Source organism: Mesorhizobium sp. 2RAF45, assembly GCF_052115225.1.
Lineage (GTDB): Bacteria > Pseudomonadota > Alphaproteobacteria > Rhizobiales > Rhizobiaceae > Mesorhizobium > Mesorhizobium jarvisii.
In genome coordinates this window covers 668,171-683,494 of sequence record NZ_JBFRGG010000002.1, presented here as the reverse complement: position 1 = coordinate 683,494, position 15,324 = coordinate 668,171, and the positions used below count along the sequence as shown (strand labels likewise).

Sequence of the window (15,324 nt, the reverse complement as noted above, 5' to 3'; positions counted from 1 at the left end):
CCATGGTTTCATTTATCCCTTTCAATGACCAAGCGCTGGAGTGCCACAGGAATGGCCGGAAATTTCTCGTTCGATCAGTTGAAGAAGGCGGTCTCCAGCGGTGAGATCGACACGGTGCTGGCCTGCATCGTCGACATGCAGGGGCGGCTGGCGGGAAAGCGGTTCCTGGCGCAGTACTTCGTCGATTCCGCGCATGACGAAACGCATGGCTGCAACTATCTGCTGGCCGCCGACATCGATATGGAACCGGTGCCCGGCTACAAGGCGGCAAGCTGGTCGAAGGGCTATGGCGACTTCGTCATGAAGCCGGATCTGGCGACGCTGCGGCGCATTCCGTGGCTGGAGAAGACAGCGCTCGTGATCTGCGACGTGCTCGATCACCACACCCATGACGACCTGCCGCATTCGCCGCGCGCCATCCTGAAGAAGCAGGTCAAGCGGCTCTCCGAGCGCGGCTATATCGGCTATTTCGCTTCCGAACTCGAATTCTACCTGTTCAACGAGACCTATGATTCCGCCCGCAAGAAGCACTGGCAGGGCCTAGATACCGCCTCGCCCTATATCGGCGACTATCAGATCGGCATCACTACCAAGGAAGAAGGCGTCATGCGCCGGCTTCGCAACGAGATGGAAGCCGCCGGCATCCCGATCGAGAATTCCAAGGGCGAATGGGGCCCGGGCCAGGAAGAGATCAATGTGCGCTATGCCGAGGCGCTCGACATGGCCGACCGCCACGTCATCCTGAAGAACGGCGCCAAGGAAATCGCCGAGTCCGAAGGCAAGGCGATCTCCTTCATGTCCAAATACAATTACGGGCTCGCCGGCAACTCCAGCCACATCCACAATTCGCTGTGGAGCGCCGACGGCAAGACGCCATTGTTCTTCGACAAGAAGGCGGACTGGACGCTGTCGACGCTCGGCCAGCAATGGGCGGCGGGGCAGTTGAAATACGCCAAGGAGTTCACCTGGTTCCTGGCGCCCTACATCAATTCCTACAAGCGCTTCCAGGCCGGCACCTTCGCGCCGACCAAGATCATGTGGAGCGAGGACAACCGCACCGCCGGCTTCCGCCTCTGCGGCGAGGGCACCAAGGGCATCCGCATGGAATGCCGCATCGGCGGCGCCGACCTCAACCCCTATCTCGCCTTCGCGGCGCTGATCGCCGCCGGGCTCGCAGGCATCGACGAGAAGCTCGAACTGCAAAAGCCGTTCGTCGGCGATGCCTACCAGGCGTCTCGTCTGCCTGAGATTCCGAAGACGCTGCGCGACGCCACCGAGACGCTGGCCAAGTCGAGGATGCTGAAACAGGCGCTCGGCGAGGACGTGCTCGAGCATTATGTCCACACCGCCAAATGGGAGCAGTTCGAATACGACCGCCGCATTACGGATTGGGAACTGCACAGGGGGTTTGAGCGGTACTAAGCAGTGTCGGCGCCGCCCCCTGGCCATCGCAGGATGGCGGGCGGCGTCAAAACCAAGATTTCATGAAGTGCGAGGACTGAAGGAATGACCGAAACGGTCAAGTTGAAATCCCCCATCGACGGCTCGATCTACGCCGAGCGGCCCGTGGCAACGGACCAGGCGGTCAATGCCGCGGTCGAGCGCGCCAAGGCGGCGCAGGAGAAGTGGGCGCAGGTACCGATCGTCGAGCGCGGCAAGTACATGCTCGCGATGCTCGAAGCGCTGGTGGCGATGACCGACGAGATCGTGCCGGAGATCGCCTGGCAGATGGGGCGGCCGGTGCGCTATGGCGGCGAGTTCGGCGGCGTCAAGGAACGTACCAATTACATGGTCGAGATCGCCGAACAGGCGCTGAAATCCGTGCCGGCCTCAAACCCGAAGGATGGGTTTCGCCGCTATGTGAAGAAGGATCCGCTCGGCGTCGTCATGGTGATCGCGCCGTGGAATTATCCTTACCTGACCGCCGTCAACACCATCGTGCCGGCGCTGATGGCCGGCAACGCCGTCATCCTCAAGCACGCGGCGCAGACGCTGCTCGTCGGCGAGCGTTTTCAACAGGCCTTCGACAAAGCGGGCCTGCCAAAGGGCGTGTTCCAGAATGTCGTGCTCAACCATGCGCAGACCGAAAAGCTGCTCGGTTCCGGCAAGATCGACCATGTGAACTTTACCGGTTCGGTCGGCGGGGGCCGCGCCATCGAAAAGGCGGCGGCAGGCACTTTCATGACGCTCGGCCTCGAGCTTGGCGGCAAGGACCCGGCCTATGTGCTGCCCGACGCCAAGATGGACCATGCGGTTCCCAATCTGGTCGACGGTGCCTTCTACAATTCCGGCCAGTGCTGTTGCGGCATCGAACGCGTCTATGTGCACGAGAAGGTCTATGACGAATTCGTCGAAGGCTTCATCGCCGAGACGAAGAACTATGTCGTCGGTAATCCGCTGGAACAGGCAACGACGATGGGGCCGATGGCGCAGGCGCGCTTTGCCGACCTGATCCGCGAGCAAAAGGCCGAAGCGCTGCGCAAGGGCGCCAAGGCGCACATCAACATGAAGGTGGCTGACGACAAGGCCGGTTCGCCCTATCTCGCGCCGGAAGTGCTGACCGAAGTCGACCACCAGATGAGCGTCATGCGCGAGGAAAGCTTTGGCCCGATCGTCGGCATCATGAAGGTGCGCAATGACGAGGAGGCGATCGCGCTGATGAACGACAGCGCCTATGGGTTGACCGCCTCGATCTGGACCCGCGATACCGAACACGCGGTGGCGATCGGCAACCGCGTCGAAACCGGCACGGTGTTCATGAACCGCTGCGACTATCTCGATCCGGCGCTGGTCTGGACCGGCGTCAAGGACACCGGCAAGGGCGCGGGACTGTCGGCCATCGGCTATGACAATCTGACCCGGCCGAAATCCTTCCACCTGCGCGAAGCCATCTGATTTATCGAAAGACAAAAATGTCCAAGCTCATCTCCAAATGGAACTACCCCACCACCGTCCGCTTCGGCGCCGGGCGCATTCAGGAACTGCCTGAGGTGCTCGCGGCCACCGGTATCAAGCGGCCGCTCTTCGTCACCGATCCGGGCCTGGCGAAACTGCCGGTCGTCGCTTCGACGCTGAAAATCCTCGACGATGCCAAGGTGCCTTACGGCGTGTTTTCCGAGGTGAAGCCCAACCCGGTCGATTCCAACCTCACCGCCGGCATCGCCGTGTACAAGAAGGGCAAGCATGACGGCGTCATCGCCTTCGGCGGCGGCTCGGCGCTCGATCTCGGCAAGCTGATCGCCTTCCAGGCCGGCCAGACGCGGCCGGTGTGGGATTTCGAGGATGTCGGCGACTGGTGGACGCGCGCCAATTCGGATGCGATCGCGCCGATCATCGCCGTGCCGACCACGGCCGGCACCGGCTCGGAAGTCGGCCGCGCCGGCGTCATCACCAATGAGGAGACGCACACCAAGAAGGTCATCTTCCATCCGAAGCTCCTGCCGGCGATCGTCATCGCCGATCCGGAACTGTCGGTCGGCATGCCCGCCTTCATCACCGCCGGCACCGGCATGGATGCGCTTGCCCACTGCCTCGAGGCCTATTGCGCGCCGGGTTACCATCCGATGGCTGACGGCATCGCGGTGGAGGGCATCCGGCTGGTGTTCGAGAACCTGCCGAAGGCCTATGCCAACGGCAAGGACCTGGTCGCGCGCGCCCATATGATGAGCGCGGCCGCCATGGGCGCCGCCGCTTTCCAGAAGGGGCTGGGTGCCATCCACTCGCTGTCGCATCCGATCGGCGCGCTCTACGACACCCATCACGGCATGACCAACGCGGTGTTCATGCCCTATGTGCTCGCCTTCAACCGTGACTCCATCGAGGAGCGTATCGCCCGGCTCGCCGCCTATTGCGGCATCAAGGGCGGCTTCGACGGGTTCGCCAAGGCGATCATCAAGCTGCGCAAGGAGTTGAAGGTGCCGCACGCGCTGCCGGGCCTGATCAAGGGGCTCGACATGGACAAGAAGCGCAAGGCGCTGATCGCCGACATGGCGGTGGTCGATCCGACGGCTGGCGGCAACCCGGTCAAGCTGACCAAGAAGGCAGCGCTGACGCTGCTGGAAAACGCTATCGCCGGCACGATCTGACGGCATCGTCATTGCCGAAAATTGATCTGGAAATTCAGGGCTAACCAAGGGGGAAAGGATGAAACGCAAGGCGGAAAGTGATTAGCCGGAAAAATAAGTGATGGCTAATTGCTACAGCCCGTTAAATAGAGTTAACTTTTTCTGCTGCCGGCCAATGGTTTCATAAAGCTTTCATCTGGCTGTCACATGAAAACGATACCGCATCGCAGGCGTCCAACGGCGTCAGTTCAACGGAGAGAACACATGTTCAAATTCACGGGGAAGGTGCTTTCCCTCTCGGCCGCGACCCTTATGGTGTCGTCGGTGATTTCGTCCGCGGCTTCGCTGGACGATCTCGTCAAGGCCGCGAAGGCTGAAGGCCAGCTCACCACCATCGCGCTGCCGCATGACTGGTGCGGTTACGGCGACGTCATCGCCGGCTTCAAGGCGAAGTATCCGGAAATCACCATCAACGAGCTCAACCCCGATGCCGGCTCCGGCGACGAGGTCGAGGCGATCAAGGCCAACAAGGACAACAAGGGCCCGCAGGCTCCCGACGTCATCGACGTCGGCCTGTCCTTCGGCCCGACCGCCAAGGCCGACGGCCTGCTGATGCCTTACAAGGTGTCGACCTGGGACTCGATCCCAGACAGCGCCAAGGATGCCGATGGCGCCTGGTACGGCGACTATTACGGCGTTCTGTCGTTCATGGTGAACAAGGACCTGATCAAGGAATCGCCGAAGGACTGGGCCGATCTCCTGAAGCCGGAATTCGCCAACGCCGTAGCCGTCGCCGGTGATCCGCGTGCTTCGAACCAGGCCATCCAGGCGGTGTACGCCTCCGGCCTGTCGACGGGCGCCGCTGCCGGTGAAGCCGCCGGCAAGGCTGGCCTCGACTTCTTCAAGAAGCTCAACGCCGCCGGTAACTTCGTCCCGGTCGTCGGCAAGCCGGCAACACTCGCCCAGGGCCAGACGCCGATCCTGATCAACTGGGACTACAACGCGCTTGCTGGCCGCGACACGCTGAAGGGCAACCCGCCCGTCGACGTCATCGTGCCGAAGACGGGCGTCGTCGCCGGTGTCTACGTGCAGGCGATCAGCGCCTTCGCGCCGCACCCGAACGCTGCCAAGCTGTGGATGGAATACCTCTATTCCGACGAAGGCCAGATCGGCTGGCTGAAGGGCTATTGCCACCCGATCCGCTTCAACGATCTCGCCAAGAACGGCAAGATCCCGGCGGATGTGCTGGCCAAGCTGCCGCCGGCGGAATCCTATGCCGCCGCCGCGTTCCCGACGCTCGACGAGCAGGGCAAGGCCAAGGAAGCCATCAGCAAGAACTGGGACGCCGTTGTCGGCGCCAACGTCAAGTAGCACTTGAAATCCACCGGGCGGTCGCAAGGCCGCCCGGCCTTTCCTCGAAGACGGTAGCCGGCGCATGACCGATCTTACGCTTTCAAATCGAACGATTGCCTCCAAGCCCGCGCCGCCCAACGAGGCGACCGCATTTCGCCTGCCGACGCAATGGATCGGCGTGGCGCCCTTCTTCATCTTCGCGCTGATGTTCCTGATCCTGCCCACGATCTATCTCGTGATCGGGGCTTTCCAGAACAGTGATGGTCAGCTTACGTTCGACAACATTCTGCAGCTGGTCAGCGATCCGTCGATCAGCAGTTCCTACTGGGTTTCGATCAAGATCAGTTTCTGGTCGGCCATCATCGGCGCGTTTGCCGGGCTGGCAATAGCCATCGCCATCGTGCGCGGCGGACTGCCAAGCTGGACGCGCTCCGCGACCCTGACTTTCTCCGGAGTCGCCTCGAATTTCGCCGGCCTGCCGCTGGCCTTCGCCTTCCTGGCCACGCTCGGCCGCGTCGGCATCGTCACGACGCTTCTGCGTGATGTCCTCAACATCAACATCTACGCAATGGGCTTCAATTTCCTCACCACATCGGGCCTGATCGCGGTCTACCTGTTCTTCCAGATCCCGCTGATGGTGGTCATCATCGTGCCGGCCATCGACGGGTTGAAGAAGGAATGGGGCGAGGCGGCGGCCACGCTCGGCGCCACGCAGGCGCAGTATTGGCGCATGGTGGTCATCCCGGTGATATGGCCGAGCTTCCTCGGCACCGTCATTCTTCTCTTCGCCAATGCCTTTGGCGCCATTGCCACGGCCTACGCGTTTGCCGGCCCGGCGCTCAACATCGTCCCCATCAAGCTCTACTCGCAGATCAATGGCGACGTGTTGCACAATCCGCAGCTCGGCTACGCCATCGCCTTCGGCATGATCGTCATCACCGGCCTGGCCAATGTCTTCTATATCTGGTTCCGGACTCGCTCCGAAAGGTGGCTGAAATGAAGTCGGGAAAATTCTGGGCCTGGGTCGTCTTCATCGTTGGTGCGGCGTATTTCTTCATCCCGCTGGCGGCGACGGTCGAATTCTCGCTGCGCATGCGCCGCGGCGTCCATTCCTTCGATGCCTATCAGATCGTGCTGGGCGACGCGCGCTTCCAGTCGACCTTCCTGTATTCGGTGGTCGCCGCGATCTTCACCATCATCCTTGGTGTGCTGGTCGTCGTGCCGGCGGCCTACTGGATCCGGCTGCGTCTGCCGCAGCTCAGGCCGATCGTCGAATTCATCACGCTCTTGCCGCTGGTCATTCCGGCCATCGTCATCGTTTTCGGCTATATCAGGATGTACGGCTCGAATTCGCCGCTGCCGTTCCTTGGCAGCAACATGGGCGCCAATGCCTTGCTGGTGATCGGCTATGCAACGCTGGCACTGCCTTACATGTATCGTGCCGTCGATACCGGGCTGCGCACCATCGACGTGCGGACCTTGACGGAAGCAGCGCAGATCCTGGGCGCCGGCTGGGGCACGATCATCGGCCGCGTTATCCTGCCCAATGTGCTGATCGCCGTGCTGTCGGGTGCCTTCCTGACCTTCGCCATCGTCATCGGCGAGTTCACCATGGCCAGCCTGCTGAACCGCCCGGCCTTTGGGCCGTACCTGCAGAACATCGGCGCGAACCGCGCCTATGAACCGGCAGCCCTTGCCATCATCGCCTTCGCCATTACCTGGGGCTGTATGTCGCTCATCCAGATCCTGTCCCGGTTCGCGCCGAAGTCGTCGAACCGCCCGAATTGACCTGAGAGAAAAGCCATGGCCGAGCCATTCCTGTCCATCCAGCACGTGCGAAAGTCCTACGGTTCCAACACCGTGGTCCAGGACTTCAGCCTCGATGTCGAGCCGGGCGAGTTCGTCTCGTTCCTCGGACCGTCCGGTTGCGGCAAGACCACCGTCCTGCGCATGGTTGCCGGCTTCGAGGATCCGTCGGCCGGCAAGATCGTCGTCGCCGGCAAGGACATTACGCGGCTGAAGCCCAACCAGCGCAATGTCGGCATGGTCTTCCAGGCCTACGCGCTGTTTCCCAACCTGACCGTGGCGCAGAACATCGCCTTCGGGCTGAAGGTTGCCGGCATGAACAAGGCCGATGCCGACAAGCGCGTCGCCGAGATGCTCGACATGATCAAGCTGCCGCAGATGGCCGACCGCTATCCCTACCAGCTCTCGGGCGGCCAGCAGCAGCGCATCGCGCTGGCGCGTGCGATCGCGCCGAAGCCGAAGCTGCTTTTGCTCGACGAGCCGCTGTCGGCGCTGGATGCCAAGGTGCGCGTGTCGCTGCGCGAGGAAATCCGTTCGATCCAGAAGAAGCTCGGCATCACCACCATCTTCGTCACGCACGACCAGGAAGAGGCGCTGTCGATCTCCGACCGCATCGCCGTCATGTATGGCGGCAAGGCCGAGCAGGTCGCCACGCCGTTCGAGATCTACAACCGGCCGGCGACCAAATTCGTCGCCAATTTCGTCGGCACGCTCAACGTGCTCGAAGGCAAGGTCACCGATGCCGCGGCCGGCACGGTTCAGGTCAACACGCAGGAAGTCTCGCTCAAGGGCAAGCTCAACGGCTCGAAGTCCGGCGACACGCTGTCGCTGGCGCTGCGGCCCGAGGCGATTTCGCTCGGCCGCCAGCCCGGCCGTGACTCCAGCCTGACCGGAGAGATATCCGAAGTGCACTTCCTCGGCTCGGTGATCCGGGTCCGCGTCGGCATCGGCGGCAACACAGTGTCGCTCGACACATTCAACAACTCGGCCACGCCGCCACCGGCGGTCGGCGAGAAGGCCGAGATTTCGTTCTCATCGGGCGACATGCTGGTCTTGCACTAGCGGAGCGAACGTCATTCCGCGGCGGTCTCTGATGCGCCGAACAACGCATCTTGATCGTCGATGCTCGCAACCCTCGATGCCGTGGGTTCGGTGTCTGTCATAACCAACCGTCGGCACCGCCCCTCAGTTGGTCACTTTTAAATCCCTGGGCAGGCCAAGGCTTCGACAATCAACAGTATCCTGCCTCGGGGTACTGCCAACCGTCGCTCTTCACCGCTACGATGAGCCATGGCTCTTTTTGAACTCACCCTTGTCCTGCTTTTGACGGCTGTCGCGCTGACGGCGCTGTCGCGGCGGCTGGAGGTCCCCTATCCGTCGCTGCTGGCACTGGCCGGGGTTGGCATCGCCTTCGTGCCTGGCGCACCGATGATCGAGATCGATCCGGAACTGGCGCTTGCCCTGTTCATCGCGCCGGTGCTTCTCGATGCAGCCTATGACACGTCGCTGCGCGACCTGAAGCGCTACCGGCTGTCGCTGCTGCTCTTGGCGCTTGGCGCCGTCATCTTCACCACTGTCGTGGTTGCCTTCGTCGGCTGGAAGATGGCCGGCTTGCCGATCGCGGCGGCGATCGCGCTCGGCGCCATCGTCGCGCCGCCGGATGCGGTGGCGGCGAGTGCCGTTCTCGGGCAATTCAAGGTGCCGCACCGCATCACCGCCATCCTGCAAGGCGAAAGCCTGCTCAACGATGCCACCGCGCTCTTGATCTACCGGCTGGCGGTTTCGGCGGCACTCGGCTCCATCATGCTGAGCAACGCCATTCCGGTGATCCTGCTGTCGACGATCGGCAGCCTGATAGCCGGTTATCTGCTTGGCCGCCTCTCGCTGCTGACGCTAACCCGTATCGAGGATGCGGCGAGCAGCACCGTGGTGCAGTTCGCCGGGACGTTCGGCGTGTGGATACTCGCCGACAAGCTCGGTCTTTCCGCCATCATCACCATCGTCGTCTACGCCATCACGATTGCGCGCATGGCGCCGCGCCGCATGTCGGCGAGACGTCGTGTCAGCACCTATTCGGTCTGGGAGTCGGCGGTGTTCGTTCTCAACGTGCTGGCTTTCGTGCTGATGGGCCTGCAGGCACGGTCGATCGTCGGCCGGCTCTCCGGCGAGGGGCAAGGCGAAGCCTTTCTGTTTGCCGCTACGGTGCTGGTTGTCGTCATCGTGGCGCGCCTCGTCTGGGTGGCGAGTTATGTTGCGATCATCCGATGGTTTGCCCGTCTCGGCGGCGAAGACAGCAAGCGGGATTTGCCGACATTTGGCGGCGCCGTGCTGGTCGGCTGGTGCGGCATGCGGGGGCTGGTGACGCTGGTGGTGGCCATTGCCCTGCCGGCCGGCTTTCCCGAACGCGACCCGATCGTGCTTGCCGCCTTCGCGGTGGTTCTGGGCACGCTGGTGCTGCAGGGGATGACGCTGAAGCCTCTGCTGCGGATACTCAACTTCGATCCCGACAGAACCGTCGACAATGAGGTTGCGCAGGCGCGCGTTGCCGTCATGCAGGCCGCACTCGACGTGCTGAGCCGCAAGACATCGGCCGCGGCGGCTGTCGTGCGCGAGCAGTACGAGGCTGAGCGCGTGATCGCGGAAAACCCGGAAGACGCACAGGCGGCAACCGAATACGACCGGCTGCGCCTCTACGCCATCAACCGCCAGCGCGACACGCTGGAGGAATTGCGCAGCAACGGCACGATCGGCGACGAAGCCTATCACCGGCTGGAGGAAGAGATCGACTGGGCGGAACTGGCGGCATCGCCAGCGGGCCGATTCCAGCCATTGACCACCGATTAGGACGGTTCTGCGACGGAGCTGAACCGCTTGCGTTGGTTGGATGCCTCGCGGCGTTTTCCGGCGGGCGGAGGATACCGGAGCGGTCCGGAATCGGTGCATGATCGCGCGGCGGGGCATGGGGGACGCTTCTGGCACAAGCCGCTTGCATTCTCCTGCACATTGCAAGCAATCCACTGAGCGGCTACTGCCATCACCGAAGGTGAGCCGGGTAAGCAATGAAGCTGGTCAGCTACAACATCCAGTACGGGTTCGGCAGCGACGGCCGCTACGATCTTTCGCGCGCGGCGCGCATCGTCGACGGCGCCGACATCATTGCCTTGCAGGAGGTCGAGCGGCACTGGCAGCGCAGCCATTTCGACGACCAGCCGGAGCTGCTGTCGCGCCTGCTGCCGGACTATCACTGGGTCTACGGCCCGGCCTTCGACATGAACGCCAGCGAGCGACGGGATGGTCGCCTGGTCAATCGGCGCCGGCAGTTCGGCACCATGGTTCTGTCGAAACTGCCGATCGTCTGGTCGCGCCTGCATGTGCTGCCGATGCACCGGACGCTCAGGCCGCTCAACACACGCAACGCGGCGCTCGAATGCATGATCCGTACGCCGGTCGGCCCGGTGCGGGTACTGTCCTTGCATCTCGCCCATATCGCCGCCGAGGAGCGGCTGGAGCAGATCGACTATCTGCTGGCCGAGCACCGCCGTGCGCCGTCAGACAGCGGGCCGTGGAGCGGTATCGATGACGAGCCTTCGCGCAACTGGACCAGCGGCGAAGCCGAGCCGGAAAATCCGCTGGCGGCGATCTGGATGGGCGATTTCAACATGGAGCCGGGCAGCGCCGAATACCGCCGCATCGTCGGCAGCACGCCCTATCATCGGGGTGCTGCCTATCTCGACGGCTTCGTCGATGCCGCCGTCGTGGCGATCGAACCCGCTGATGACTTCCACACGCATGAGAAGATCATCGACGGCAGGCTGGCAAAGCGCCGGCTCGACCACTGTTTCGTCGGCGGGATGTTCGCGGGGCGGGTCCGCTCGGTCGCATCCGACATAGGCGAAGTGGCGTCCGACCATTTCCCGGTCCGAGTCGACATCGATCTCGAAACGCCGCTCGGCTTGGGAGGTCGATAGACCCGAATGACGCTTTTCGTCTTCTTCGCGGTGCTTGCCGCAGCCGCCATGCACGCGATCTGGAACGCGCTGGTCAAGGTGCATCTCGACCGCTTCCTGTCGATCACGCTGATGACATTGGGCATGGGGTTTGCCGCGCTGTTCGTGCTCCCTTTCGTCGAATTCCCGAAGGCCGAGGTCTGGCCATTCATTCTCGCTTCGGTGGTCTTCCACATGGGCTACCGAACCTTCCTGATCGGCGCCTACAAGGCCGGCGATTTCGCCCAGACCTATCCTCTGGCGCGCGGCACGGCACCGCTGCTGGCAGCACTTGGTGGCATCGTGGTGGTGCAGGAGGTGCCGGCACCGTTTGCCATTCTCGGCATCCTGCTTTTGTCGGCCGGCACGCTGGTGATGTCGTTTCGCGGCGGCGCGCATCTGGAGAAGCTCAACCTGCGCGCCGTCGGTTTTGCACTCGGCACGTCGATCTTCATTGCCAGCTACACACTGTCGGACGGCAGCGGCGCGCGGCTGGCGGCGACGGCGCAAAGCTACGCGGCCTGGCTGTTCGTCTGCGACGCGACATGGGCGCTGGTGCTGTGCCTCATCTTCCGCGGGCCGCAGTCACTGCCCGTGCTGGCGCGCGACTGGAAGGCCGGGCTGTTCACCGGCGTGCTCAGCGGCGCGGCCTACTGGATCGTGATGTGGGCGATGACCAAGGCGCCGATCGCCTCGGTGGCATCGCTGCGCGAAACCTCGATCCTGTTCGCCATGCTGATCTCGGTCTATGCGCTTGGCGAGAAGATGACGGGCTGGCGCGGCGCTGCCGCGCTCAGCATCGTTGCCGGGGTTATCGCGCTCCGGCTGGGTTAGGCCGCACTCAACCCAGGACTGTCATCACCTGGCCGCGTCGTTCCGGGCTGAAGCGGATGACGACGATGATGCAGACGGCGACCACGCCGGCGAAAAGCGCCAGCGCATAGCCGTAGCTGCCTCCGGCCGCCTCCGCTATGCCCGCCTGATACGGTCCGCCATAGGATGCGGCAAGGTTGCCGGCCTGATAGATGAAGCCGGGCAAGGTCGCGCGGACCGCACCCGGCGACAGTTCGTTGAGATGAACCGGGATGACGCCCCAGGCACCCTGGACGGCCACCTGCATGACGAAAGCGCCGATGGCCAACATGAAGGGCGTGGTGCTGTAGGCCCATAGCGGGATCGACGGCAGGGCGATCAGGCAGGCAAGTGTGATGGCGTTGACGCGGCCGATCCTCTCCGACAGCGCGCCGAAGGCCAGGCCGCCGACGATGGCGCCGATATTGGCGACGATGGTGATCCAGCTCACCGTGTGCGGATCGAAGCCATGCTGCTTCTTCAGAAAGGTCGGGTAGAGGTCCTGCGTGCCATGGCTGAAGAAATTGAAGAACATCATCAGCACGACCGCGTAGAGCGCGACGCCCCAGTGCTTCTGCAGCGTTTCCAGGAGCCCCGGTCTGACAGATTTCCGCGCCTCGACGAAGGCCGGCGATTCCGGCACGTGCGAGCGGATGAAGAGCACGATCAGCGCCGGCACGAAGGAGAGCAGGAACATGGCGCGCCAGCCGATCGTGTAGCCGCCGATCGTCTGCTGGTAGAGCAGGCCGTAGACCACCGCTGCCAGCAGGTAGCCTGCGGGATAGCCGCATTGCAGGATGCCCGATACGAAGCCGCGCGCGCTGGGCGGGATGGATTCCATGGCGAGCGAACTGCCAAGCCCCCATTCGCCGCCCATGGCTATGCCGAACAAAGCGCGCAGGGCGAGGAAAATGCCGAGATTGGGCGAGAAGGCGGCAAGCGCGCCGATCACCGAATAGCTGACGATGTTGAGCATGAGGATGGGCTTGCGCCCATATTTGTCGGCGAGCATGCCAAAGAAAAACGCGCCGATGAAGCGCGTTGCCAAGGTCAGGAACAGTGCCTTTGAGACTGCCGGGACATCGGTGTGGAATTCACTCGCAATATCGGTGAGCAGGAATGTCAGAAGGAAGAAATCAAAAGCATCGAGCGTCCAGCCCAGGAATGATGCCAGAACGGTTTTCTTCTGCTCGACGGTGAGATTCAAGGCGTCCTCCTTTGGTGCCCCCAAAGGAACGATATGTCGCCCCGCTCGCAAAAGAGAACAGCGATCAGCCGGCTTTCGAAGAACCGGCGGTCACTTTTTCGTAAGGTCGAGGTCGAAGACCATCAATCCGTCCGTGCCGCCCTCGAGTGCGGCGACCAGCCGGGCGCCGGCGCGCTGATGAGCTTCATGGACGAGATAGGCGTCGCGGGCGGCGGCATCGCGGAAATCGATGGTGAAGCCATGGCCGAAGCCGCGCGCGAAAGGCTCGGGACTGACATTGGCACTGAAGTGGACGGTGTCCATGCCGTCGATCACCTTTCGAAGCGCCTCAAGGTCGGCATGGATCGCCGCGCGCTCGCTTTCGGGGACATCGCCGCGAAACCGGGCGAACACACAGTGCCTGATCATTCTTTCATCCCCTTCAAGCAGCCCGGTTGCCGGAAAACACCGCCGGCGGCAGCGGTTCACGGCCGAGGATCAGGTCGGCACCCTTTTCACCAACCATAATGGTCGGTGCATTGGTGTTGGAGGAGGGCACGCGCGGCATCACCGAGGCGTCGCAGACGCGCAAGCCCTCAATGCCGCGCAGCCGCAAATCCGGCGTCACGACGGCCATCTCGTCATGGCCCATGCGGCAGGTGCCGACAGGATGGTGATCGGTCTTTGCGCTGCGGCAGGCGTAGTCGAACAGTTCGTCGTCGGTCGCCAGCGACGGGCCGGGCAGCACTTCGCGCAGCACGTAAGGGGCAAGGGCCTTCTGCCGCATGATTTCGCGCGCCAGCCGCAACCCCTTGATCGACATGGCGCGATCGTAGGGATCGGACCAGTAGTTGGGATCGATCAGCGGGTGGTCGGCCGGGTCGGCGCTCTTCAGCCGCACCGTGCCGCGCGAGCGCGGCCGCAGGAAGGCCGAGTTCAAGGTGACGCCCGGATTGTTCAGCTTCTCGACGCCGGCCTCGATGCCTGAGCCCAGGCCGAGATGGAACTGGATGTCCGGCGAGGCGGCGGTCGGGTCGGCGTACCAGAAGCCTCCGGTCTCGAACAGGCTGGAGGCCACCGGCCCCTTCTTCAAAAGCAGATATTGCAGGCCGGCCCAGGCCGTGCGGTGCAGCTTGGCGTAGTTGTCATAGGTGTGGTCGCCGGTGCATTCGGCGATGACGAACAGATCGAGATGGTCCTGCATGTTGGAGCCGACGCCGGGCAGGTCATGCACTGGTGTGACGCCCACCGATTTCAGGTGGTCGGCCGGACCGATGCCCGATTGCATCAAAAGCTTCGGCGAGCCGATGGCGCCGGACGAGACGATCACCTCGCGCCCGGCGCGCAGGATATTCTTCTCGCCGCCCGGCCGGTCAACGACTTCAACGCCGACGGCGCGGCCTTTCTCGACGAGGATGCGGGTCACCAGCACATCGGTTCTGACCGTCAGGTTCTTGCGCGGGCGGATCGGCTTGAGATAGGCCACCGAGGCCGAGGAGCGGCGGGCGTCCTTCTGGGTGAGCTGGTAATAGCCGACGCCTTCCTGGTTGGCGCCGTTGAAGTCCGGGTTGAAGGGGATGCCCATCTCCTGGCCGGCACGGAAATAGGCTTCGCAGATCGGTAGCGGCGAGATCGGGTTCGACACGCCGAGCGGCCCCTGGTCGCCGTGAAAATCGTTGGCGAAACGCTGGTTGTTCTCGGCGCGCTTGAAATAGGGCAGCACGTCGCGATAGCCCCAGCCGGCGAGACCCTCTTCCTTCTCCCAAGCGTCGTAGTCGCGGGCATTGCCGCGCGTGTAGATCTGGGCGTTGATGGAGGAGCCGCCGCCGACCACCTTGGCCTGCGTGTACCAGAAGACGCGGTCCTTCATGTTTTTCTGCGGCACGGTGGACCAGCCCCAGGACGCAATGCCCTTGGTCATCTTGGCGAAGCCCGCCGGCATATGGATGTAGGGATGCCAGTCCTTGCCGCCGGCTTCCAGCAGCAGCACGGAATTCAAGGGATCCTCGCTCAGCCGGTTGGCCAGAACACAGCCGGCCGGGCCGGCGCCCACGATGATGTAGTCGGTCATGTCGTT

General features: G+C 63.2%; 13 protein-coding genes. 10 read left to right on the top strand and 3 right to left on the bottom strand.

Going from position 1 to position 15,324, the window contains the following annotated elements; all coding sequences use genetic code 11:
• Positions 1–51 precede the first annotated feature (51 nt).
• From AB4Z43_RS08135 to AB4Z43_RS08090, 10 genes are all read left to right on the top strand, one after another.
• Entirely contained in the window at positions 52–1,422 is a 1,371-nt protein-coding gene (locus tag AB4Z43_RS08135) for a glutamine synthetase family protein (protein ID WP_441936830.1), read from the top strand.
• Between the two features lie 84 nt (positions 1,423–1,506).
• Positions 1,507–2,895, top strand: coding sequence for an aldehyde dehydrogenase family protein (locus AB4Z43_RS08130; RefSeq protein ID WP_441936828.1), 1,389 nt, complete (start codon positions 1,507–1,509; stop codon positions 2,893–2,895).
• 17 nt (positions 2,896–2,912) lie between these two features.
• Positions 2,913–4,085, top strand: coding sequence for an iron-containing alcohol dehydrogenase (locus AB4Z43_RS08125; RefSeq protein WP_019861093.1), 1,173 nt, complete (start codon positions 2,913–2,915; stop codon positions 4,083–4,085).
• 243 nt (positions 4,086–4,328) lie between these two features.
• Positions 4,329–5,435 carry an ABC transporter substrate-binding protein gene (locus AB4Z43_RS08120; RefSeq protein ID WP_019861092.1) on the top strand — a complete coding sequence of 369 codons (1,107 nt, stop codon included), beginning with the start codon at positions 4,329–4,331 and terminating at the stop codon, positions 5,433–5,435.
• Between the two features lie 64 nt (positions 5,436–5,499).
• On the top strand, positions 5,500–6,417 hold the full coding sequence (locus AB4Z43_RS08115) for an ABC transporter permease (protein WP_019861091.1): 918 nt from the start codon (positions 5,500–5,502) through the stop codon (positions 6,415–6,417).
• Entirely contained in the window at positions 6,414–7,205 is a 792-nt protein-coding gene (locus AB4Z43_RS08110; protein ID WP_069093093.1) for an ABC transporter permease, read from the top strand. Before AB4Z43_RS08115 ends, AB4Z43_RS08110 begins: the two co-directional genes overlap by 4 nt.
• A 15-nt stretch (positions 7,206–7,220) precedes the next feature.
• Positions 7,221–8,285 (top strand): ABC transporter ATP-binding protein, encoded by a 1,065-nt coding sequence (locus AB4Z43_RS08105; protein ID WP_019861088.1) that lies wholly within the window; start codon positions 7,221–7,223, stop codon positions 8,283–8,285.
• A gap of 228 nt (positions 8,286–8,513) precedes the next feature.
• Entirely contained in the window at positions 8,514–10,067 is a 1,554-nt protein-coding gene (locus AB4Z43_RS08100) for a cation:proton antiporter (protein WP_441936824.1), read from the top strand.
• 215 nt (positions 10,068–10,282) lie between these two features.
• Entirely contained in the window at positions 10,283–11,191 is a 909-nt protein-coding gene (locus AB4Z43_RS08095; protein ID WP_441936822.1) for an endonuclease/exonuclease/phosphatase family protein, read from the top strand.
• A 6-nt stretch (positions 11,192–11,197) separates the two neighbouring features.
• A complete protein-coding gene (locus AB4Z43_RS08090) occupies positions 11,198–12,043 on the top strand; it encodes an EamA family transporter (protein WP_019861084.1) in 846 nt (281 codons plus the stop codon).
• 7 nt (positions 12,044–12,050) lie between these two features.
• On the opposite strand, the gene AB4Z43_RS08085 is transcribed toward AB4Z43_RS08090, so the two are convergent.
• The 3 genes from AB4Z43_RS08085 to AB4Z43_RS08075 all read right to left on the bottom strand — a co-directional run bounded on the left by AB4Z43_RS08085 (position 12,051) and on the right by AB4Z43_RS08075 (position 15,318).
• Entirely contained in the window at positions 12,051–13,268 is a 1,218-nt protein-coding gene (locus AB4Z43_RS08085; RefSeq protein ID WP_064980818.1) for an MFS transporter, read from the bottom strand.
• Between the two features lie 90 nt (positions 13,269–13,358).
• Positions 13,359–13,676 (bottom strand): Dabb family protein, encoded by a 318-nt coding sequence (locus AB4Z43_RS08080; protein ID WP_038649472.1) that lies wholly within the window; start codon positions 13,674–13,676, stop codon positions 13,359–13,361.
• 13 nt (positions 13,677–13,689) lie between these two features.
• The gene (locus tag AB4Z43_RS08075; protein WP_202361700.1) at positions 13,690–15,318 is read right to left on the bottom strand and encodes a GMC family oxidoreductase; all 1,629 of its coding nucleotides are present in this window, start codon (positions 15,316–15,318) and stop codon (positions 13,690–13,692) included.
• Positions 15,319–15,324: the final 6 nt, after the last annotated feature.